Genomic DNA, 21,864 nt, shown 5'->3' with positions numbered 1-21,864 from the left:
AGGTGAACGGAACTCTATTTCCGAGATAGCATGTTCTTTACCTCCGCCAGTTTACTGAAACTGAGGCGCTAACTGACTGGCATTACGGCTACATGGCCGCCTTATTTTTTCCGAAAAGACTTCATGCCTGGTGTAATTTCTTTAGACTTCTTTACATTAGGTTAGGCAAAAAGTTTTTGATGTTTATATACTAAAGGTAAGCCTAACGCGTCACGGGCTTGCTCGTCATACTTCAGTTTGTATCGGCGTTTTACAGGTCCGACCCTCGTCAGAATAAAGGGGAATACAGACGGCCTGGCTATTCAGAGTATGATAAAGAAAACAGGGGGCAAGGGATGTTGCTTAATAAAATGTGTGGTCGTCGGCTGTCGGCAATTAGTTTGTGCCTGGCCGTAACATTCGCTCCACTGTTCAATGCTCAGGCCGATGAGCCTGAAATGATCCCTGGCGATAGCTCTGCGACCGTCAGTGAACAGCCAACAGCGTTATCGCAGCCGCAGGTTCAATCTTCTGCGACGGCTATCATGGCGGGTATTCAACCGCTGCCAGAAGGCGTGTCTGTTGATAAAGCCCGCGCCGAAATACACTCTCAGCTGCCAGCAGGTTATACGCCGGTTTACATGAGCCAGCTGGAACTGCTGTATGCCGCACGCGAAATGAAGCCGATGTGGGAAAATCGTGATGCGGTAAAGGCATTTCAGCAACAGTTAGCCGAGGTCGCAATTGCCGGCTTTCAGCCGCAGTTCACTACCTGGGTTGCACTTCTGACTGACCCGGCAGTAACCGGTCAGGCGAGAGACATCGTGCTCTCTGATGCGATGATGGGGTATCTGCACTTTATCGCTAACATCCCTGTCAAAGGTAATCGCTGGCTTTACAGCGATAAGCCCTATGCGCTAACGACGCCGCCGATTTCCGTCATCAACCAGTGGCAGGTCGCACTGGATAACGGTCAACTGACTTCATTTGTGGCCAGCCTTGCGCCTCAACATCCGCAGTATGCAGCCATGCATGAATCACTGCTCAAGCTGGTGGGCGATACACGTCCCTGGCCACAGCTCACCAGTACAGCAACGCTGCGTCCGGGGGAGTGGAGTAATGACATCCCCGCGCTACGTGAAATTTTGCGTCGAACCGGGATGCTGGAGCCTGCCGTCAGTACGTCTGGCAAAGAAGGGCGTGGTACCTACGATCGTGAATTGGTTGATGCGGTAAAGCGTTTTCAGACGTGGCAGGGACTTGGCGCAGATGGCGCGATTGGCCCTGCGACGCGTGACTGGCTGAACGTGACGCCTGCTCAGCGTGCGGGCGTGCTGGCGTTAAATATTCAGCGCTTGCGCCTGCTGCCGAGTGAGCTGTCTACCGGTATCATGGTGAACATTCCTGCCTATTCGCTGGTTTATTATCAGAATGGCAATCAGGTGCTGGCCTCGCGCGTTATTGTCGGGCGTCCCGATCGTAAAACGCCGATGATGAGCAGTGCGCTAAATAACGTGGTCGTTAACCCACCGTGGAACGTTCCGCCGACGCTGGCACGTAAAGATATTCTGCCTAAGTTATGGAATGATCCGGGATATCTTGAACGTCACGGCTATACCGTAATGCGCGGCTGGAACAGTAAAGAGACGATAGATCCGTGGCAGGTTGACTGGGCGACCATCACTGCGTCCAATCTGCCGTTCCGCTTTCAGCAGGCTCCGGGTGCACGTAACTCGCTCGGACGCTATAAATTCAATATGCCGAGTTCGGACGCTATTTATCTGCACGATACGCCGAACCACAATCTGTTCCAGAAAGATACGCGGGCGTTAAGCTCCGGATGCGTGCGTGTGAACAAGGCATCTGAGCTGGCGAATATGCTGCTACAGGACGCGGGTTGGAATGATTCACGCATCTCGGATGCCCTGAAGCAAGGGGATACGCGGTATGTGAATATTCGCCAGAATATTCCGGTCAACCTCTACTATCTGACCGCATTTGTCGGCCCTGATGGGCGCACGCAGTATCGTACAGATATTTACAATTACGATCTGACAGCGCGATCCAGCGCACAAATTGTGTCAAAAGCCGAGCAATTAATCAGATAAATGAAGCAGTTCGAGGAAAATGATTGTCGTAAGTTATGCTGGAAACGGGGCAAAATGGCTGTGAGCCCCGTATTTCCTGGGGTTGGGAGCCTTGACGTGGACTACTTAGCCAGATAAGGTTTCCCGCGTGCGCTAGAGCATACATACGATAACATTGACCTTGTAGACCTTAATACCATGGACAAATTTGACGCTAATCGCCGCAAACTGCTGGCGCTTGGTGGTATTGCCCTCGGCGCTGCCATCTTGCCTACGCCTGCATTTGCAACACTCTCTACCCCACGTCCGCGTATATTGACTCTGAATAACCTGCATACCGGTGAGTCAATAAAAGCAGAGTTTTTTGATGGCAGGGGCTATATTCAGGACGAATTAGCAAAACTTAACCACTTTTTCCGTGATTTTCGGGCCAATAAAGTGAAATCCATTGACCCGGGACTGTTTGATCAACTCTTCCGTCTGCAGGGCCTGCTGGGCACGCGTAAACCCGTACAGCTGATCTCAGGCTATCGCTCTATCGATACCAATAATGAACTCCGTGCACGTAGCCGTGGTGTGGCCAAGAAAAGCTACCACACTAAAGGTCAGGCCATGGATTTCCATATTGAAGGCATTGCATTAAGTAATATTCGCAAAGCTGCGTTATCTATGCGCGCAGGTGGTGTAGGATACTACCCCAGCAGTAACTTTGTGCATATTGACACCGGCCCTGCACGGCACTGGTGATCCATAAGCTTAATGAAACAGGAGCTGTATGAACTATCGTATTATTCCGGTCACTGCCTTCGCCCAGAACTGCTCGCTAATCTGGTGTGAGCAGACTCGTCTGGCCGCGCTGGTCGATCCCGGCGGCGATGCCGAGAAAATCAAACAGGAAGTGGATGCCAGCGGTCTGACGCTAATGCAGATCCTGCTTACTCACGGTCATCTTGACCATGTTGGAGCGGCGGCTGAACTGGCACAGCATTATGGTGTACCGGTTATTGGCCCGGAAAAAGAAGATGAGTTCTGGTTACAGGGACTCCCTGCTCAGAGCCGCATGTTTGGCTTGGGAGATTGTGAGCCGCTGACGCCCGATCGCTGGTTGAATGAAGGTGACCGGATAAGCGTTGGCAACGTGACGTTACAGGTTCTGCATTGTCCGGGTCATACACCGGGACATGTGGTCTTCTTTGATGAGCAATCAAAATTACTGATTTCTGGTGATGTGATTTTCAAAGGCGGCGTAGGGCGCAGCGATTTCCCGCGCGGAGATCATAGCCAACTGATCGATTCGATTAAACGTAAACTTTTGCCGTTGGGCGATGATGTGACGTTTATTCCGGGTCATGGACCACTTTCTACGCTGGGTAACGAACGGCTACATAACCCGTTCCTGCAGGATGAAATGCCTGTCTGGTAATATCTCAGATAAACAAAAGGCCGCTATTGCGGCCTTTTTTGTGCGCGATAGATTACAGTACTGCGACAATCGCTTCGCACAGCGGCGCCATATTATCTGGCGTCATTCCTGCCACGTTTACGCGTCCGGAAGCGACGGCATAGACGCCAAACTCTTCACGCAGACGCAGAACCTGCTCTTTGGTCAGGCCGCTAAACGAGAACATGCCGTTCTGTTTGATGATAAAGCTGAAGTCGCGGTTTGCACCTTTCTCTTGCAACGTATTCACAAACAGTAAACGCATGCGCTGAATGCGCTGGCGCATATCAGTCAGTTCCTGTTCCCAGATAGCACGCAGCGCGTCGTTGCTCAGAATCGTGGCCACTACGGATGCACCGTGTGCTGGTGGGTTGGAATAGTTAGCGCGAATGGCTGATTTCATCTGGCTGAACGCACGGTCAACGGTTTCAGTATCGGCAGCAACCAGCGTACAGGCGCCTACACGCTCATTGTACAGTCCAAAGTTCTTGGAGTAGGAGCTGGCAACGATCAGCTCTTTGTGCAGAGCCGCAAATGCGCGCAGACCTTCTGCATCTTCTTCCAGGCCACGGGCAAAACCCTGGTATGCGAAGTCGAACAGCGGTAACCAACCTTTTTCGACAGACATCTGAGCCAGCGTTTGCCACTGTTCCAGCGTAGGATCGATGCCGGTAGGGTTATGGCAGCAGCCGTGGAATAGCACCACGTCGCCAGCCTGCGCTTCGCTGAGGCTTGCCAGCAGCGCATCAAAATCTAACGAGTGGTTTGCTGCATCGTAATAGTTGTATTCACAAACTTCCAGGCCTGCAGAGTTAAAGACGCTCTTATGGTTCGGCCAGCTTGGATTGCTCACCCATACGCGTTTAGCCGACGTATTTTTTGCCAGAAAATCAGCTGCCACACGCAGTGCACCAGTGCCGCCAGGGGTCTGTGCGGTACGTGCACGCTTATCGTTGATCAGCGAACTTTCTTTACCAAACAGTAATTCCTGAGTGCAGCGACCAAACTCTGGAATACCGTCAATGCCAAGGTAATTTTTGGTGGTTTCATTTTCCAGTATATATTGCTCGGCTTTTTTAACGCTGGTCAGCACCGGCGTTTTGCCTGTCTCATCTTTATATACACCGATCCCGAGGTTTATTTTTCCAGGGCGGTCATCGGCACGAAACAAATCAGCCAGACCCAAAATGGGGTCGGCAGGAGCGGCGGTAATGTTCTCAAACATGACGAGGTTCCATAGTGATTACAGAAGGGAAGTCCGCTATCAGGTTAACGGTAGATTTACAAAATGCCAACCGTTACTGACGAAAAGCTGAGGTGTTTTTTTAAGACGCAAGAATTCGCTAGCAGATATAAAAAAACAGGACCGAAGTCCTGTTTTATAGGCATTTAACAAAGAGGTCTGCTATTAGAACTGGTAAACGATACCGACTGCTACGGTGTCGTCAGAGTTCACGCCCAGTTTGTTATCAGAGTCGATCTGGTTGATCTGGTAGTCAACATAGGTGGACATGTTTTTGTTGAAGTAGTAGGTAGCGCCTACTTCAATGTAGTCAACCAGATCTTCGTTACCCACGCCTTCTACGTCTTTCGCTTTAGATTTGTTGTAGGAGAGGGATGGACGCAGACCGAAATCGAACTGGTACTGAGCGACAACAAAGAAATCTTCAGTTTTGTTGGCGAAGCCACTGTTTCCGGCACCTGAGATGCGAGTTGCGTTACGGGTTTCACCGTAGTTCGCTGCCAGGTAGATGTTGTTAGCATCGTATTTAACGCCAGTTGCCCACTGCTCAGCTTTTTTGCCGCCGTTAGCGTAGAAAGAGTTTTCCTGCGCGTTGGTACGGTCAGCTGCACCGTATGCACCGACGATACCGAAGCCATCCATTTCGTAGCTTACAGAACCGCCAACGCCGTCACCGTTAGAACGACCGGTATTGCCATCACGCTCGTTTTTACCCAGATACTGGATACCGAAGTTCAGGCCGTCAACCAGACCGAAGAAGTTAGAGTTACGGTAGGTTGCAACACCACCCACACGGCCAACGAAGAAGTTGTCGCTGTATGCGGTATCACCACCAAATTCTGGCAGCATATCGGTGTAACCCAGTGCATCGTAAACGATACCGTAGTTACGACCGTAGTCGAAAGAGCCCAGATCGGCATATTTCAGACCAGCAAATGCCAGACGGGTTTTGTTGCCGTTCTGAGCGTCGCTGCCGCCTTCAGAGTTATTACCGGCAAAGTTGTATTCCCACTGACCGTAACCGGACAGATCGGAATTAATCTGAGTTTCCCCTTTGAAACCAAGACGGGCATAAGTCTGATCGCCATCGTTGCCAGCGTTATCAGAAAAATAGTGCAGACCTACGGTTTTACCGTATACATCCAGCTTGTTGCCATCTTTGTTATAAACTTCTGCAGCGTTAGCTGCCCCGGCTACCAGCAGAGCAGGGATAACCACTGCCAGAATATTGCGCTTCATCATTATTTATTACCCTCATCGGTTTTTATATGACACCTGCCACTGCCGCCAATAAATTCCGTCAATCAAAATTTACGGAACTATTGATGAGAGTTTGGTGTCTTTATGTGTCTGACAGGCATCTTTCCATTCAAACTACCGTTTCGCTACCGTCAAAGTGCTACAAATATAAAGATTTGGTTTCAAAAAGAAAAAATATGTAACAAGATGTTATTTTTGTGCAACTTTGTGAACAGCGTCAAACTTCGGATGCCCCTGCGCTTAAAATTCTCGTTTTTATTTCTATTTATATGATTTTCTTATGTTTAATTTTGCTAAGGTCGTTTTTTATCCGTTATGCCGGAAAGTTCGGATTTTACAGGTAACGATTTTTGGACGTCTGGAGTGCCGTGCGAGAGGCTAAAAAATGTACTATTTAATCAGAAAATGCTAATCCACAATAAAATTGCTGATTATTTTTTGTGCAAATGTATTGCGATGAAATATTACGTAACAGGTGGAGGGGATTGAAAGGTTGTGTTTAACGTGAGATGGGTATCCAGATAACACGAAAAGGGTATAAAAAAGGCCAGCAATGCTGGCCTTTGAAACAATAACGCACGTTAGAAGGTGGCGTTACGTGGAGTACGCGGGAACGGAATAACATCACGGACGTTCTGTACGCCGGTGACGTAAGCGATCAGACGCTCGAAGCCCAATCCGAAGCCGGAATGCGGAACGGTACCGTAGCGACGCAGGTCGCGATACCACCAGTAATCCTCTTTGTTCAGACCCATTTCCAGCATACGGGCATCCAGCACGTCCAGACGCTCTTCACGCTGAGAACCACCGATGATTTCACCGATTCCCGGGGCCAGTACGTCCATTGCAGCAACGGTTTTACCGTCTTCGTTAAGGCGCATATAAAACGCTTTGATATCTTTCGGGTAGTTTTTCACTACCACCGGCGCTTTAAAGTGCTCTTCAGCAAGGTAACGTTCATGCTCAGAAGACAGATCCACACCCCAGTAAACTGGGTTTTCGAACTGTTTACCGCATTTTTCCAGAATGCTTACCGCGTCGGTGTAATCCACCTGCGCGAAGTCAGCGTCAATGAAACGTTCCAGGCGTGAAATCGCGTCCTTGTCGACACGTTCAGCGAAGAATTTCATATCATCCGCACGCTCTGCCAGTACGGCTTTAAACGCGTACTTCAGCATCGCTTCAGCCAGGCCTGCAACATCATTCAGGTCAGCAAAAGCCACTTCTGGTTCCAGCATCCAGAACTCTGCCAGGTGACGACTGGTGTTAGAGTTTTCTGCACGGAATGTCGGGCCAAAAGTATAAATTTTAGACAGGGCGCAGGCGTAGGTTTCACCGTTCAGCTGACCGGAAACGGTCAGGAAGGCTTCTTTACCAAAGAAGTCTTTGTCGAAATCGACTTTGCCCTGATCGTTACGCGGCAGGTTTTCCAGATCCAGCGTAGAAACACGGAACATTTCACCGGCACCTTCCGTATCGGAAGCGGTGATCAACGGAGTCGATACCCAAAAGAAACCCTGCTCGTGGAAGAAACGATGCAGAGCTTGCGCCAGCGTATGACGTACACGCGCTACCGCACCAATCATGTTGGTACGCGGACGCATGTGCGCCACTTCACGCAGATACTCAATGCTGTGACGCTTGGCTGCCATTGGGTAAGTGTCAGGATCTTCAACCCAGCCCGTTACTTCAACCTCAGTGGCCTGAATTTCAAAGCTCTGTCCTTGTCCAGGAGATGCAACGACTTTACCCGTTACGATAACTGAACAACCCGTCGTCAGGCGCAGTACGTCCTGATTGTAATTGGGCAGAGAATTATTGATGACGGCCTGTACAGGATCAAAGCAGGAACCGTCATAAACGGCGAGGAAGGAGATGCCAGCTTTTGAATCTCGGCGGGTACGCACCCATCCGCGCACGGTGACTTCGCTGTCAACGGCTACGCGGCCCTGGAGTACGTCGGCTACAGGCACAACGCTCATAATATTCTCTCTGTTAATAGTCGGATATATAAACACATGTCCACCCGTAATGGGGGGATACCTATGTTACCTGGCATCTGCAATCAGACAAGCAGAATTCGTAGCTGGAGTGAAAGATTTCGGAAATAAACGCGAAAAAGGGAGCCAAAATGGCTCCCTGGAAGGCTTAACTGGCTTTTTTGATATGCGGAAGATCGAAGGCTTTGCGCAATGCACGAACAAATGCTTTATCGTGGCAGATGGTTTTACCCGGGCTGTCAGATAACTTCGCCACCGGTTTGCCGTTACATTCCACCAGCTTGATCACAATATTGAGTGGCTTAACCTGCGGAATGTCGCATGTTAGCCGTGTCCCAATACCAAAACTCAACTGTACGCGGGAAGAGAAGTGGCGGTAGAGTTCAATCGCTTTTTTCAGATCGAGATTATCTGAGAAGACCAGCGTTTTGCTCAGCGGATCAATACCCAGTTTTTCATAATGAGCGATGGCTTTTTCACCCCATTCCACCGGATCGCCTGAGTCATGGCGTAACCCTTGGTAGCGGGTAGCGAACTCAACGCCAAAGTCGCGTAAAAATGCGTCCATGGTGATGCAATCGGTCAATGCAATGCCGAGTTGATCAGGGTATTCATTTAACCAGGCTGCCAGGGCTACGCGCTGGCTGGTGGCAAGTTCTGGACTGATTTGCTGATGAGCCTGGAACCACTCATGCGCCTGCGTACCCATTGGGGTTAATGACAGGCGGCGGGCCAGATCGTAGTTACTGGTGCCGACAAACCAGGGCTCTTGCTGCAGGCGTTTAACGATAGCCTGCTGTACTTCGCGCGAAAAACGACGACGCGTACCGAAATCCATCAAATGGAAGCGGGACATATCGACATCTTTCGTTAAAGCAGAGAATTCTACTAGTTTGCTTTCCAGCTCATCGAGTGCCTGCGGGACGCCTGATTCAGGTGAACGGTAACGATGTACCAGTTCGCTAATCACCGCTAATAGCGGGACTTCCCACATGATCACTTCACGCCACGGACCGGTTAAGCGGATGTTTAGCTTGCCGTTATCATTGGTGACGCAAACCTGTTCCGGGTTATAGCGGAAATCACGTAACCAGGTGAGGTAATCAGCTTTAAAGAAAGGCAGGCCGGAGAGCCACTGGTACTCATCCTCCTGCAGTCGCAGGTGCTGCATAGCATTCACCTGCTCACGAATAGAATCGGCATAAATACCGAGCAGGTCATCGCCACGGCAACGAAATTCAGCCGCTACTTGTACATCATAGTAGTGGTGAAAAACGGCTTGCTGCATATGCAACTTATAAGCGTCTGTATCCAGCAGCGAGTGCAGAACAGGAGAAGCGAATTGTGTCATAGGTGCGCAGTAGCATCCTCTCACGGGAGCGTTTAGTACAATAAACAACTAAGAAAACCGCTGGAGTATACCCTGTTTAGCGATTTATTGAACCCCGATCACACCATAAGCTCTCTTTCTGGTCGAGGGCAATTCGTGCCACGTGTTATGAAAATGTAGCAAAAAGGGTGTTTGTGCCTGAAAAGATGAACATTCTGCGTAGCGCGATTTACGCAACAGGAATAGACTGAAGCCGAGACTCTATTAAAGATGCTAAAGGTTTTTTTATGACACAACAGCCACAAGCCAAATACCGTCACGACTATCGTGCGCCGGATTACCAGATTACTGATATTGACTTGACCTTTGACCTGGATGCTGAAAAAACCGTGGTCACCGTAGTGAGCCAGGCTGTCCGTCATGGCGCGTCCGATGTGCCCCTGCGCCTGAATGGCGAAGATCTGACCCTGGTGTCGATCCACGTGAACGACGAGCCGTGGACAGAGTATAAAGAAGAAGAGGGCGCTCTGGTCATTAGTCAGTTGCCGGAACGTTTTACGCTGCGTATCGTGAATGAAATTAGCCCAGCGGCCAATACCGCGCTGGAAGGGCTGTACAAGTCTGGCGAAGCGCTGTGCACCCAGTGTGAAGCGGAAGGGTTCCGCCATATTACCTGGTATCTGGACAGGCCTGATGTCCTGGCGCGTTTTACCACCAAAATTATCGCCGATAAAACCCAATATCCGTTCCTGCTCTCTAACGGCAACCGTGTGGCGCAGGGCGAACTGGAAAATGGTCGTCACTGGGTACAGTGGCAAGATCCGTTCCCGAAACCGTGCTATCTGTTTGCGTTGGTAGCCGGTGATTTCGACGTTCTGCGCGATACCTTTACCACCCGTTCCGGGCGTGAAGTGGCGCTGGAACTGTACGTCGATCGCGGCAACCTTGACCGCGCGCCGTGGGCGATGACCTCGCTGAAAAACTCCATGAAATGGGATGAAGAGCGCTTTGGCCTCGAGTATGACCTCGACATCTATATGATTGTCGCTGTGGATTTCTTCAACATGGGCGCGATGGAGAATAAAGGTCTGAACATCTTTAACTCCAAATATGTGCTGGCACGTACCGATACCGCCACCGACAAAGACTACCTCGATATTGAGCGCGTTATCGGTCATGAGTATTTTCACAACTGGACCGGCAACCGTGTGACCTGCCGTGACTGGTTCCAGTTGAGCCTGAAAGAAGGCTTAACCGTGTTCCGCGATCAAGAGTTCAGTTCCGATCTCGGCTCACGCGCGGTAAACCGCATCAGCAATGTGCGCACCATGCGTGGTCTGCAGTTTGCTGAAGATGCCAGCCCGATGGCGCATCCTATCCGTCCGGATATGGTCATTGAAATGAACAACTTCTATACCCTGACCGTGTACGAAAAGGGCGCTGAAGTCATTCGTATGATCCACACCCTGCTCGGTGAGGCTAACTTCCAGAAAGGGATGCAACTGTACTTTGAGCGTCATGACGGCAGTGCTGCAACCTGTGATGATTTCGTGCAGGCGATGGAAGATGCTTCTAACGTTGATCTCTCCCATTTCCGCCGCTGGTACAGTCAGTCCGGTACGCCGATTCTGACCGTGCGTGATGACTACAATCCGTCAACTGAGCAGTACACGCTGACGATCAGCCAGCGCACGCCGGCCACGCCGGATCAGGCCGAAAAACAGCCGCTGCATATTCCTTTCGCCCTCGAGTTGTATGACAACGAAGGGAAAGTGATCCCGTTACAAAAAGGCGGGCACCCGGTGAATTCTGTACTCAACGTCACCCAGGCAGAGCAGACCTTTGTCTTTGATAACGTCTACTTCCAGCCGGTTCCGGCGCTGCTGTGCGAATTCTCCGCGCCGGTAAAACTGGAATACAAATGGAGCGATCAGCAGCTGACCTTCCTGATGCGTCATGCGCGTAACGATTTCTCTCGTTGGGACGCGGCGCAAAGCCTGCTGGCGACCTATATTAAGCTTAACGTTGCTCGTCATCAGCAGGGACAACCGCTGTCGCTGCCGGTACACGTGGCTGATGCATTCCGCGCAATTTTACTGGATGAGAAAATCGATCCGGCGCTGGCGGCAGAGATCCTGACGCTGCCTTCAGTAAATGAAATAGCCGAACTGTTCGACATCATCGATCCGGTGGCGATAACCGAAGTACGCGAAGCGTTAACCCGCACGCTGGCGGCCGAGCTGGCAGATGAATTCCTCGCCATCTATAACGCTAATCATCTTGATGAGTACCGCGTTGAGCATGCCGATATTGGCAAGCGTACGCTGCGTAACGCCTGCCTGCGTTTCCTGGCCTTTGGCGAAACCCATCTGGCTGACACGCTGGTAAGCAAGCAGTATCGTGAAGCGAACAATATGACCGATGCGCTGGCGGCGCTATCCACGGCAGTGGCGGCGCAGCTGCCTTGTCGCGACGCGCTAATGCAGGAGTATGACGATAAGTGGCACCATGACGGTCTGGTGATGGACAAATGGTTTATCCTGCAATCCACCAGCCCGGCGAAAAACGTGCTGGAAACGGTACGCGGCCTGCTGAAGCATCGCTCTTTCAGTATGAGTAACCCGAACCGAATCCGTTCGCTGATCGGTGCCTTTGCAGGTAGCAACCCGGCGGCATTCCATGCGGAAGATGGTAGTGGATATCAGTTCCTGGTCGACATGTTGACTGAGCTTAATAGTCGTAACCCGCAGGTGGCGTCACGTCTGATTGAGCCGCTGATTCGCTTAAAACGTTATGATGCAAAACGTCAGGCGAAAATGCGTGCGGCGCTGGAACAGCTGAAAGGTCTGGAGAATCTCTCCGGCGATCTGTTCGAGAAGATTGACAAAGCGTTAGCCTGAAACGTTGACCTGTAGTTTAGTAGGCCGGATAAGGCGGTAACGCCGCCATCCGGCAAAAGGCCCGGTAAGCGCTACCGGGCCTGGTTTTCTGAGCGGTTATCCATGTCGAAGGATCGGTTGTTCCGTCTCGCCGCGTTTCATAACCCGGTTCAACACTTCCGCTTCCAGATCGGCTAACCGTACCGATCCCAAACGGCGGGGGCGCTGAATATCCACCGTAAGATCCAGTCCGATTTTTCCGTCCTCAATCAGCAACACGCGATCGGCCATTGCCACCGCTTCACTGACGTCATGAGTGACCAGCAGTACGGTAAAGCCGTGCTCTTGCCATAAAGAGACGATCAGATCCTGCATTTCAAGGCGGGTTAGGGCATCCAGAGCGCCGAGGGGTTCATCCAGCAGCAGCAAACCGGGGCGATGAATTAATGCCCGTGCCAGGGCGACACGCTGTTTTTGTCCACCGGACAGCGCAGCCGGCCATTCGTGAGCACGACTCTCCAGCCCAACGGCGGCCAGCGCATCTCGGGCCGCATCGCGCCACTGACCTTTCAGACCCAGGCCCACATTATCGATAACCGTCTTCCATGGCAGCAGACGCGCATCCTGGAACATCATACGCGTATCATCCTGAATTTCCGCCAGTGGGGTGGTTCCGGCAAGTAATGCGCCTGAGGTTGGCGATTCCAGTCCTGCCAGCAGACGCAGCAATGTACTTTTACCACCGCCGCTGCGGCCAACCACAGCAACAAACTGTCCGGCCGGAATATGCAAATCTAATTGATTGAGCACTGTATTGGCAGCGTATTGTTTTGTCACGGCGCTCAGCAACAGCGGTGTACCCTGATTCAGGCGAGCGGTATTCATATGGTAGCCTCCTTTACATGATAAGCTGGGTGCCAGCGTAGCCAGACTCGCTCCAGCAATTGGGCGCTGATGTCGGCAAGTTTGCCGAGCAGGGCGTAGAGAATAATGGCCACCACGACCACATCGGTTTGCAGAAATTCGCGGGCGTTCATCGCCAGATAACCAATACCAGCATTGGCAGAAATGGTTTCCGCCACAATCAGCGTCAGCCACATCAGCCCGAGAGCAAAACGCACGCCGACCATAATCGAGGGCAGGGCGCCGGGGAGGATCACATGAACAAACAGTGAAAAGCCGGATAATCCATAGCTGCGCGCCATTTCTACTAGCCCACGATCGATACTACGGATCCCATGCCAGGTGTTGATGTAAATTGGGAACAGCGTGCCCAACGCCACGAGAAAGATCTTGGCGGATTCATCAATGCCGAACCACAAAATCACCAGCGGGATCAGCGCCAGATGCGGTACGTTACGCAGCATCTGCACCGAGGTATCCAGCAGGCGTTCTCCCCAATGCGAAAGACCGCTGATCAGTCCCAGCGTCAGGCCAATCGATCCACCGATGGAGAATCCGATCAGCGCGCGCCAGGAACTGATGGCCAGATGCTGCCAAAGCTCGCCGCTGGCGGAAAGCGTCCAGAAAGCTTCGATAACACCTTCCGGAGAGGGCAGAATGCGAGTGGACAGCCAGCCCATTGAAGATGCGAGCTGCCAGAGCGCCACCAAACCTACCGGTAAAAACCAGGGCGCGAGGCGTAATAACCACCTGTTTTTCGGCGTTGCCATTAGCCGCTCCTTAGCTTTGCGCGACTTTGCGCGGGATAAATTCGTTTGCCACCGCTTCACCTTGTTGTTGCAGGTATTGCGGCTGCGGAATTTCCGGTATAGCAACATCCAGATGCGGGAACAGCAGCTCGCCAACCTTGTATGCCTCTTCCAGATGTGGGTATCCGGACAACACAAAGCTGTCGATTCCCAGCGCGGCATACTCGTTGATACGCGCCGCGACAGTCGGACCATCTCCGACCAGCGCGGTACCCGCACCACCGCGTACCAGTCCAACGCCTGCCCACAGGTTCGGGCTAATTTCCAGTTTGTCGCGTTTACCATTGTGCAGTGCAGCCATTCGCTGCTGACCAACCGAATCCGTTCTTGAGAAGGCGGCCTGGGCTTTGGCAATGGTGTCGTCATCAAGGTGGGCTATCAGCCGATCCGCTGCCTGCCACGCCTCGTGGGTTGTCTCCCGTACGATCACATGCAGACGAATACCAAAGCGGATCTTGCGCCCGAGCGCCGCTGCTTTGGCCCGCACCTGTTCAATCTTCGCTTTCACCTGTTCCGGCGGCTCGCCCCAGGTCAGATAGAGATCAACCTGTTCGGCAGCAAGGTCTTGTGCGACATTAGACGAGCCGCCGAAATAAAGTGGTGGCCGGGGTTGTTGTACGGGAGGGAAAAGCAGCTTTGCGCCGCGGACATGAACATGTTTGCCGTTGAAATCCACCGTTTCACCTTGCAGCAAGCGCCGCCAGACCTGAGTAAATTCAGCAGAGGCTTCATATCGTTCTGTGTGATCGAGGAACACGCCGTCGCCTGCCAGCTCCTGCGGGTCGCTGCCGGTCACCAGGTTAAATAACGCCCGGCCATTTGAGAGTCTGTCGAGCGTCGCAGCCTGACGTGCGGCAACCGTTGGCGAGGTGACGCTTGGGCGCAGCGCGACCAGAAACTTTAATCTCTGGGTGACCGGGATCATCGAAGCGGCGACCAGCCAGGCATCTTCGCAAGAGCGACCGGTTGGGATCAGGACGCCGGTAAATCCAAGACGATCGGCCGTTTGCGCGATTTGTTGCAGATAACTGTGATCGACCGGGCGCGAACCTTCTTCCGTTCCAAGATAATGACCGTCACCGTGGGTGGGTAAAAACCAGAACATATTCAGACTCATAATTTTTCTCCTGCCTGCTGAGTGGGTTGCCAGATACGCTGGCGAATATCGATTTTTTTCGGCACCAAACGGTTGTCATAAAACAGATCGGCGGTTTGTTGTTGCAGGGCAGCAACAGAGGCGTTGACTGGCACAATGGTGGTTGGCGGACGATGATCCAGATAAGACGCAATCACCGGTTCGGGTAGCCCCATGGTTTTGGCCAGCAGGGTAATGCTTTGCTGGCGCTGACTGAGCGTTAACGCATCGGCCTGGCTAAAGGTATCCAGTACGCCAAGTACAAAAGCGCCATTTTTCTCGGCATAAGGACGGGCGGCGAGATAAAACGAACCGGTTTGCTTGAGGTCTGAGCCGTCTTTCAGTACGCGTACATCACCTTGCAGTAACGCGGCGGAATAATAGGGATCCCAGATAGCCCACGCATCCACGTTTCCTTGCTGAAAGGCCGCTCGCGCATCGGCGGGAGTCAGATACGTCGGTTGAATATCGGTAAATTTCAGTCCGGCCTGTTGCAGCGCCCGGAGCAGTAAATTGTGGGCGCTGGAGCCTTTCTGGAAGGCGACTTTATGTCCTTTAAGCTGCGCGACACTCTGGATCGGGCTATTTTTTGGCACCAGAATCACTTCGGCTTTCGGTTTGGGCGGCTCGACGCCCACGTAAACCAGATCGGCCCCGGCTGCCTGGGCGAAAATCGGCGGAATGTCACCGGTACTGCCGAGATCGATACTGCCGATATTGAGTGCTTCCAGCATTTGCGGTCCAGCCGGGAATTCGACCCACGAGATTTTAGTCTGCGGATAGCGTTTCTCGAGTAGCTGATGGCTTTTGGCCAGCACCATACTGACGCTTCCTTTCTGGTAACCAATACGCAGAGCATCGGGGGCCGATTCTGCGGCATGCCCCAGCGTTGACAGCGACAACAACCCGGTCAGTGCCAGCCATGACGTGTGACGCCTGAGAAAATCAAGCATGAGCGGCACCTCGCAGGGTGTTCAGTTGAGGAAGTTGGACATCGCGACGATGCAACGCCAGCCAGAAGGTATCGAGCGCACTGTCCAGACGCTGCAGAAGGTTGGGCGTAAACTGAGGTTTATGCTGATAATCAATCACCTGTGAATCATCGGCAAACACACCGTGCAGGATCTCCTGGGCCTTTAATGCGCTCAGTACCGGTTTCAGCGCGTAATCGACGGCAAGTAAATGCGCCACGCTGCCGCCGGTCGCCAACGGCAAAACCACTTTCCCTTCCAGCGCCCGCTCGGGGAGTAGGTCGAGCAGGGTTTTCAGGGCGCCAGAGTAAGCGGCTTTATAGACTGGTGTTGCGACAATCAGCCCGTCTGCATCCTGCAATTGTTCGATAAATGTGTTCAGCGCCGGACTGTCGAAACGAGCATAGATCAGGTCTTCCGGGGCAAAATTGTGCAGGTTCCAGTGAAAGATTTCGACATCCTGACCGTGAAGTTTTTCTCGGGCATATTCCAGTAACGCACTGGATCGAGAGGGAAAGCGAGGGCTCCCCGCCAGAGTGATGACGCGCATAATTTCATTCTCCCCTTATAACTAATTGTTTGCTTTTGGTTAACATTGATAACAATTTGAGCAGTCTGGCAGAGAGATTTTGTTTATCGAAATGATTTATACGGGATAGAAAAGTTAGAAATTGAATAAAAAGGCAGAAGCGAGGAAAACGATTGCTATTTATTGCCGCAGGTCAATTCCCTTTTTGCTCGCGATCGCACATAATACGCCCCCGGTTTGCACACCGGGAATCCAGGAGAGTTCATGTACTACCCCTTCGTTCGTAAAGCCCTTTTTCAGCTCGATCCAGAGCGCGCTCATGAATTGACATTCCAGCAATTACGTCGCATTACCGGCACACCGCTTGAAGCGCTTGTGCGCCAGAAAGTACCGGCAAAACCGGTTACCTGTATGGGGTTGACGTTTAAAAATCCGCTCGGGCTTGCTGCCGGACTGGATAAAGACGGGGAGTGCATTGATGCGCTCGGCGCGATGGGATTTGGTTCCATTGAGATTGGTACCGTGACGCCACGCCCTCAGCCGGGTAACGATAAACCACGTCTGTTCCGTCTGGTCGATGCAGAAGGTTTGATCAACCGCATGGGGTTTAATAACCACGGGGTTGATAACCTGGTTGAGAACGTTAAAAAATCGCATTTCGACGGTATTCTGGGGATTAATATTGGTAAGAACAAAGATACCCCAGTGGAGAACGGCAAAGATGACTATCTGATTTGTATGGAAAAAGTCTATGCTTATGCTGGTTATATCGCGATTAATATCTCTTCGCCGAATACGCCGGGATTACGTACGCTACAATACGGCGAGGCGCTGGACGATCTCCTGACGGCAATTAAAAATAAGCAAAACGATCTGCAAGCGATCCACCATAAATATGTTCCGGTGGCGGTAAAGATCGCGCCGGATCTTTCTGTGGAAGAACTGATCCAGGTCGCCGATAGTTTAGTTCGTCATAATATTGATGGCGTAATTGCGACTAACACCACCCTCGATCGTTCTCTTGTTCAGGGAATGAAAAATTGCGATCAAATGGGTGGTCTGAGCGGTCGACCGTTGCAATTAAAAAGTACAGAAATTATTCGCCAGTTGTCTCAGGAATTAAAAGGTCAGCTGCCGATTATTGGTGTTGGTGGTATCGACTCGGTGATTGCTGCACGTGAGAAAATAGCTGCTGGTGCAACCCTCGTACAGATTTATTCGGGCTTTATTTTTAAAGGTCCGCCGTTGATAAAAGAAATCGTCAGCAATATCTGAATGCTACCTTAATCACAATCCAGGGCTTTATTTCTAGCCCTGGTTGTTTTATATTCCTTTACTGTTGCTTATTTAAACATTCTGAGCTTTTATTATTAGGGCAATAAACGAAGCGGCAAAAGGATACTGTCGTAACGGTGATGATTAAGGAAAGGAGAGAAACTGATGCGAATTAAACCCGACGATAACTGGCGCTGGTATTATGATGAAGAGCACGATCGTATGATGCTCGATTTAGCCAATGGCATGTTATTCCGTTCGCGTTTTGCTCGTAAAATGCTCACTCCTGATGCATTTTCTCCGTCAGGTTTTTGTGTTGATGACGCCGCGCTTTATTTTTCCTTTGAAGAAAAATGTCGCTACCTGGATTTAGCCAAAGAACAAAAAGCGGAACTGGTGCTTAATGCGCTGGTGGCGATTCGTTATCTCAAACCGCAAATGCCAAAAAGCTGGCACTTTGTCGCACACGGTATTAACTGGTCGCCGGTCGTGGGTGACGCAGCCTGTGTTGATTTAAGCGATACCGATGAACAGGTAAACCTGCTAGTGGTTGAGCCGGGTGAAAACGCCGCGCTTTGCCTGCTTGCGCAACCTGGCGTGGTTATCGCCGGGCGTACGATGCAGCTTGGCGATGCGATTAAAATAATGAATGACAGACTGAAACCGCAGGCCGTTGTTGACAGTTTCAGCCTTGAGCAGGCGGTTTAGCTCTCCAGCCTGATTGCCGTTTTGGGAACACAGCTACAGCACAGAATCGTTCCGTCGTCCCCCATCGCTGATTTCTTCAACGGGCTAACTTCGCCTTCTACCAGTCGAATTCGACAGCATCCGCAAATGCCTGCCCGGCATGAATAGGGAACCCGGATACCCTGGTTTTCCAACTGCTCAAGCAATACCTGTTGATTATTTCCGCGAAAGGTCTGTCCCTGCCAGTCAATAAGCACCGTGGCATCAGGTTGTTGTTCGGGTGTAGTTTCGTCTGATTCAGCCGCGCCGTACGCTCTGGCGGGGCCGGTTGCCAAAATTTCTACCTCATCGCCGACGCGAATAACGCCACTGTTACGCGCGATAAGATTCTGACCGAAATCGACATCGCCGTTATCTACCGCAGTACGGAAGGTTTGCAATGTGGCAAGCGGTTCACCGGATGGATGTTTCTGGCCTTTTTCCGGGCTAACTGTCGTGAAAATACAGCGGCTACAGGGTTTTGCTACATCAAAAATGACGTCGCCAATACGAATCACTTTCCAGGTATCTTCTTCCCAGGCACCAGCTCCCGAAACTACTATATTGGGGCGAAACTGTTCCATTTTGACGCTTGCCGGACAGCGCTGTTGCAGATCGCGCAGGGATGCTTCGTTGGCCAGCAGATAGGGATAACCATCAGCGAAGGATAAAGGAACATCAACATGGCGTTTTACACGGCGCGTCAGCTGCGGTCCGACCCAGCGTAACTGCACTTCACGGGAGAAAAAGCCGCTAAGCCACTGGTTGATAGCCGCTGGCGCAATACGCGCGGTAAAATGGTTTCCCCATACTTCTGTTGGCGCATCCTGGGGAGCGAAGTCGGCAAATCGCACGAGCGCGCTGCTGCCATCTGGCGCAGTAAGATGCAGCCCATCGTGGAATGGGGAAGGCGTAAAACGGACCATTTGTGGGAACTGGCGGGCAGTTATGAACGTTCCGTCAGGTTCAGTGATCATAAATATGCGATCAAAGGCGAGACCGCTAATATCTGCCAGGGCATGCGTAAGCCCAATGCCGCGCATTGATTTAACCGGATGAATAAAAAGTCGGGTTAACGTGACCACTGTACAGCCCCTCGAATGAAAATAAGCCTTCAACTTTATGACATACAGCCCATATTAGCTATAATGCGCAGCAATTTTCTCGGAGTAAAAGTGACATTATGAATTCTCTGTTTGCCAGTACGGCCCGCGGGCTGGAAGAGCTGTTAAAAACTGAACTGGAAAACCTCGGCGCGCTGGAGTGTCAGGTCGTTCAGGGTGGGGTCCATTTTAAGGGCGACACACGGCTTGTTTACCAGAGCCTGATGTGGAGCCGCCTGGCCTCGCGCATTATCCTGCCGATGGGAGAGTGCAAGGTCTACAGCGATCTTGATCTGTACCTCGGTGTTCAGGCAATCGACTGGACAGAGATATTTAACCCTGGTGCTACGTTTGCCGTCCATTTTAGCGGACTGAACGAGACCATTCGTAACAGCCAGTACGGCGCGCTGAAGGTCAAGGATGCGATTGTCGATGCCTTTACCCGCAAAAATATGCCGCGTCCGAATGTGGATCGTGAATCTCCGGATCTGCGCATCAACGTCTGGTTGAACAAAGATACTGCCAGCATTGCGCTCGATCTGAGCGGTGACGGTTTGCATCAGCGTGGCTATCGCGATCGCGCGGGTCAGGCACCGATTAAAGAGACGCTGGCCGCGGCAATTGTTATGCGTTCTGGCTGGCAGCCAGGAACCCCGTTACTCGATCCGATGTGTGGTTCCGGCACGCTGCTGATTGAAGCGGCAATGTGGGCGACCGATCGCGCGCCGGGTCTGCACCGTGGATACTGGGGCTTCAGCGGTTGGGCGCAACACGACGAAGCTGTCTGGCAAGAAGTTAAAGCCGAAGCGCAGGTGCGTGCGCGTAAGGGACTGGCTGACTATACCTCGCATTTTTATGGATCCGATTGCGATGCGCGCGTGATTGAAAAAGCGCGTAGTAATGCTCGCCGCGCCGGTATCGCCGATCTGATGACGTTTGACGTGAAAGATGTCGCCAAACTGAGCAACCCGCTGCCGAAAGGACCGTATGGGACAGTTATCAGTAACCCGCCTTACGGCGAACGTCTGGATAGCGAACCGGCGCTGATTGCCCTGCACAGCCTGCTGGGCCGTACGATGAAAAACCAGTTTGGCGGCTGGAATTTGTCGCTGTTCAGCGCCTCGCCGGATCTGCTCAGCAGCCTGCAATTACGTGCCGACAAGCAGTTCAAAGCGAAAAACGGCCCGCTGGATTGTGTGCAGAAGAATTATCACGTTGCAGAGACCACTGCGGACAGCAAGCCGGCTACGGTAGCGGAAGATTATGCCAACCGCCTGCGCAAGAATATTAAGAAGCTGGAAAAATGGGCGCGTCAGGAAGGCATTGAATGCTATCGCCTGTATGACGCTGACCTGCCGGAATACAACGTTGCAGTAGATCGTTACGGTGATTGGGTCGTGGTTCAGGAATACGCACCGCCGAAGACGGTTGATGCGCAAAAAGCACGTCAACGCTTGTTCGACATCATTGCCGCCACGCTGTCAGTACTGGAAATCGCGCCAAACAAACTGGTGCTGAAAACCCGTGAGCGTCAGAAAGGCAAGAATCAGTATCAGAAGATGAATGAGAAGGGTGAATTCATTGAGGTAAGCGAGTACAACGCGCGCCTGTGGGTTAACCTGACTGACTACCTTGATACGGGTTTATTCCTCGATCACCGTATTGCGCGCCGCATGCTGGGGCAGATGAGTAAAGGTAAGGACTTCCTCAACCTGTTTTCCTACACCGGTAGCGCCAGCGTACATGCAGGATTGGGCGGCGCGCGTAGCACCACGACGGTCGATATGTCGCGTACCTATCTGGAATGGGCGGAACGTAACCTGCGTCTGAACGGCCTGAGCGGTCGCGCTCACCGTTTAATTCAGGCCGATTGCCTGGGCTGGCTGCGTGATGCGAATGAACAGTTTGATCTGATTTTCATCGATCCGCCGACGTTCTCTAACTCAAAACGTATGGAAGATTCGTTTGATGTGCAGCGCGATCATCTGGCGCTGATGAAAGATCTGAAACGTCTGCTGCGTAAAGACGGCACGATCATGTTCTCCAACAACAAACGTGGGTTCCGTATGGATCTCGACGGTTTGGCTGAACTGGGATTGAAAGCACAAGAAATTACCCAAAAAACGCTTTCCCAGGATTTTGCCCGTAACCGTCAGATCCACAATTGCTGGCTGATTACCGCAGCCTGAAAGGA

General features: G+C 51.8%; 17 protein-coding genes. 7 read left to right on the top strand and 10 right to left on the bottom strand.

The genetic code is table 11. The annotated features are described in order from the left end of the window. Nucleotides 1–335: 335 nt before the first annotated feature. From ldtD to OGY04_RS09075, 3 genes are all read left to right on the top strand, one after another. Entirely contained in the window at nucleotides 336–2,087 is a 1,752-nt protein-coding gene (gene ldtD, locus OGY04_RS09085; protein WP_191238687.1) for a L,D-transpeptidase, read from the top strand. A gap of 177 nt (nucleotides 2,088–2,264) precedes the next feature. Further along, nucleotides 2,265–2,813 (top strand): peptidoglycan L,D-endopeptidase MepK, encoded by a 549-nt coding sequence (gene mepK, locus OGY04_RS09080; protein WP_003831948.1) that lies wholly within the window; start codon nucleotides 2,265–2,267, stop codon nucleotides 2,811–2,813. 28 nt (nucleotides 2,814–2,841) lie between these two features. Beyond that, the gene (locus tag OGY04_RS09075) at nucleotides 2,842–3,489 is read left to right on the top strand and encodes an MBL fold metallo-hydrolase (RefSeq protein ID WP_003831949.1); all 648 of its coding nucleotides are present in this window, start codon (nucleotides 2,842–2,844) and stop codon (nucleotides 3,487–3,489) included. A 52-nt stretch (nucleotides 3,490–3,541) separates the two neighbouring features. On the opposite strand, the gene aspC is transcribed toward OGY04_RS09075, so the two are convergent. From aspC to pncB, 4 genes are all read right to left on the bottom strand, one after another. Then, entirely contained in the window at nucleotides 3,542–4,732 is a 1,191-nt protein-coding gene (gene aspC / locus OGY04_RS09070; protein ID WP_048235707.1) for an aspartate transaminase, read from the bottom strand. A gap of 183 nt (nucleotides 4,733–4,915) precedes the next feature. Beyond that, a complete protein-coding gene (gene ompF / locus OGY04_RS09065) occupies nucleotides 4,916–5,992 on the bottom strand; it encodes a porin OmpF (protein WP_048235705.1) in 1,077 nt (358 codons plus the stop codon). Nucleotides 5,993–6,591: 599 nt separating this feature from the next. Then, entirely contained in the window at nucleotides 6,592–7,992 is a 1,401-nt protein-coding gene (gene asnS / locus OGY04_RS09060; protein ID WP_020996514.1) for an asparagine--tRNA ligase, read from the bottom strand. 166 nt (nucleotides 7,993–8,158) lie between these two features. Next, entirely contained in the window at nucleotides 8,159–9,361 is a 1,203-nt protein-coding gene (gene pncB / locus OGY04_RS09055; protein WP_003836860.1) for a nicotinate phosphoribosyltransferase, read from the bottom strand. Between the two features lie 266 nt (nucleotides 9,362–9,627). Between pncB and pepN the strand changes: the two genes are divergently transcribed. Further along, nucleotides 9,628–12,240, top strand: a complete 2,613-nt coding sequence (gene pepN / locus OGY04_RS09050; protein WP_286585141.1) for an aminopeptidase N — start codon at nucleotides 9,628–9,630, stop codon at nucleotides 12,238–12,240. A 96-nt stretch (nucleotides 12,241–12,336) separates the two neighbouring features. On the opposite strand, the gene ssuB is transcribed toward pepN, so the two are convergent. Genes ssuB through ssuE form a run of 5 tightly spaced genes read right to left on the bottom strand, consistent with a single transcriptional unit; the run spans nucleotide 12,337 to nucleotide 16,587 of the window. After that, the gene (ssuB, locus tag OGY04_RS09045; protein ID WP_032942896.1) at nucleotides 12,337–13,104 is read right to left on the bottom strand and encodes an aliphatic sulfonates ABC transporter ATP-binding protein; all 768 of its coding nucleotides are present in this window, start codon (nucleotides 13,102–13,104) and stop codon (nucleotides 12,337–12,339) included. Continuing rightward, complete coding sequence (gene ssuC / locus OGY04_RS09040; protein WP_286585138.1) at nucleotides 13,101–13,892, bottom strand: aliphatic sulfonate ABC transporter permease SsuC; 792 nt, start codon at nucleotides 13,890–13,892, stop codon at nucleotides 13,101–13,103. The genes ssuB and ssuC overlap by 4 nt, the downstream gene beginning before the upstream one ends. 10 nt (nucleotides 13,893–13,902) lie before the next feature. Beyond that, the gene (gene ssuD / locus OGY04_RS09035) at nucleotides 13,903–15,048 is read right to left on the bottom strand and encodes an FMNH2-dependent alkanesulfonate monooxygenase (protein ID WP_286585137.1); all 1,146 of its coding nucleotides are present in this window, start codon (nucleotides 15,046–15,048) and stop codon (nucleotides 13,903–13,905) included. Continuing rightward, complete coding sequence (locus tag OGY04_RS09030) at nucleotides 15,045–16,019, bottom strand: sulfonate ABC transporter substrate-binding protein (protein ID WP_048235698.1); 975 nt, start codon at nucleotides 16,017–16,019, stop codon at nucleotides 15,045–15,047. The genes ssuD and OGY04_RS09030 overlap by 4 nt, the downstream gene beginning before the upstream one ends. After that, entirely contained in the window at nucleotides 16,012–16,587 is a 576-nt protein-coding gene (gene ssuE, locus OGY04_RS09025) for an NADPH-dependent FMN reductase (protein ID WP_048235697.1), read from the bottom strand. The genes OGY04_RS09030 and ssuE overlap by 8 nt, the downstream gene beginning before the upstream one ends. A gap of 243 nt (nucleotides 16,588–16,830) precedes the next feature. On the opposite strand from ssuE, the gene pyrD reads away from it, so the two are divergent. Continuing rightward, nucleotides 16,831–17,841 (top strand): quinone-dependent dihydroorotate dehydrogenase, encoded by a 1,011-nt coding sequence (gene pyrD / locus OGY04_RS09020; protein ID WP_003831973.1) that lies wholly within the window; start codon nucleotides 16,831–16,833, stop codon nucleotides 17,839–17,841. A 165-nt stretch (nucleotides 17,842–18,006) separates the two neighbouring features. Continuing rightward, a complete protein-coding gene (zapC, locus tag OGY04_RS09015) occupies nucleotides 18,007–18,549 on the top strand; it encodes a cell division protein ZapC (RefSeq protein WP_003035852.1) in 543 nt (180 codons plus the stop codon). On the opposite strand, the gene OGY04_RS09010 is transcribed toward zapC, so the two are convergent. Continuing rightward, entirely contained in the window at nucleotides 18,546–19,652 is a 1,107-nt protein-coding gene (locus OGY04_RS09010; RefSeq protein WP_032942901.1) for a YcbX family protein, read from the bottom strand. The two genes, zapC and OGY04_RS09010, sit on opposite strands and share 4 nt — an antisense overlap. A gap of 98 nt (nucleotides 19,653–19,750) precedes the next feature. Here OGY04_RS09010 and rlmKL point away from each other — a divergent pair, with 98 nt between their 5' ends. Further along, a complete protein-coding gene (gene rlmKL / locus OGY04_RS09005) occupies nucleotides 19,751–21,859 on the top strand; it encodes a bifunctional 23S rRNA (guanine(2069)-N(7))-methyltransferase RlmK/23S rRNA (guanine(2445)-N(2))-methyltransferase RlmL (protein ID WP_286585135.1) in 2,109 nt (702 codons plus the stop codon). The last annotated feature ends 5 nt before the right edge of the window (nucleotides 21,860–21,864 follow it).

The organism is Citrobacter sp. Cpo091, from assembly GCF_030332645.1.
GTDB classification, from domain to species: domain Bacteria; phylum Pseudomonadota; class Gammaproteobacteria; order Enterobacterales; family Enterobacteriaceae; genus Citrobacter; species Citrobacter portucalensis.
Note: the sequence above shows the minus strand (reverse complement) of the source record. Positions and strands in the feature narration are given on the sequence as shown.

Excerpts from the sequence above, each read along its gene's own strand:
- ldtD (WP_191238687.1), top strand. The coding sequence starts at position 336 with ATGTTGCTTAATAAAATGTGTGGTCGTCGGCTGTCGGCAATTAGTTTG.
- mepK (WP_003831948.1), top strand. The coding sequence starts at position 2,265 with ATGGACAAATTTGACGCTAATCGCCGCAAACTGCTGGCGCTTGGTGGT.
- OGY04_RS09075 (WP_003831949.1), top strand. The coding sequence starts at position 2,842 with ATGAACTATCGTATTATTCCGGTCACTGCCTTCGCCCAGAACTGCTCG.
- aspC (WP_048235707.1), bottom strand. The coding sequence starts at position 4,732 with ATGTTTGAGAACATTACCGCCGCTCCTGCCGACCCCATTTTGGGTCTG.
- ompF (WP_048235705.1), bottom strand. The coding sequence starts at position 5,992 with ATGATGAAGCGCAATATTCTGGCAGTGGTTATCCCTGCTCTGCTGGTA.
- asnS (WP_020996514.1), bottom strand. The coding sequence starts at position 7,992 with ATGAGCGTTGTGCCTGTAGCCGACGTACTCCAGGGCCGCGTAGCCGTT.
- pncB (WP_003836860.1), bottom strand. The coding sequence starts at position 9,361 with ATGACACAATTCGCTTCTCCTGTTCTGCACTCGCTGCTGGATACAGAC.
- pepN (WP_286585141.1), top strand. The coding sequence starts at position 9,628 with ATGACACAACAGCCACAAGCCAAATACCGTCACGACTATCGTGCGCCG.
- ssuB (WP_032942896.1), bottom strand. The coding sequence starts at position 13,104 with ATGAATACCGCTCGCCTGAATCAGGGTACACCGCTGTTGCTGAGCGCC.
- ssuC (WP_286585138.1), bottom strand. The coding sequence starts at position 13,892 with ATGGCAACGCCGAAAAACAGGTGGTTATTACGCCTCGCGCCCTGGTTT.
- ssuD (WP_286585137.1), bottom strand. The coding sequence starts at position 15,048 with ATGAGTCTGAATATGTTCTGGTTTTTACCCACCCACGGTGACGGTCAT.
- OGY04_RS09030 (WP_048235698.1), bottom strand. The coding sequence starts at position 16,019 with ATGCTTGATTTTCTCAGGCGTCACACGTCATGGCTGGCACTGACCGGG.
- ssuE (WP_048235697.1), bottom strand. The coding sequence starts at position 16,587 with ATGCGCGTCATCACTCTGGCGGGGAGCCCTCGCTTTCCCTCTCGATCC.
- pyrD (WP_003831973.1), top strand. The coding sequence starts at position 16,831 with ATGTACTACCCCTTCGTTCGTAAAGCCCTTTTTCAGCTCGATCCAGAG.
- zapC (WP_003035852.1), top strand. The coding sequence starts at position 18,007 with ATGCGAATTAAACCCGACGATAACTGGCGCTGGTATTATGATGAAGAG.
- rlmKL (WP_286585135.1), top strand. The coding sequence starts at position 19,751 with ATGAATTCTCTGTTTGCCAGTACGGCCCGCGGGCTGGAAGAGCTGTTA.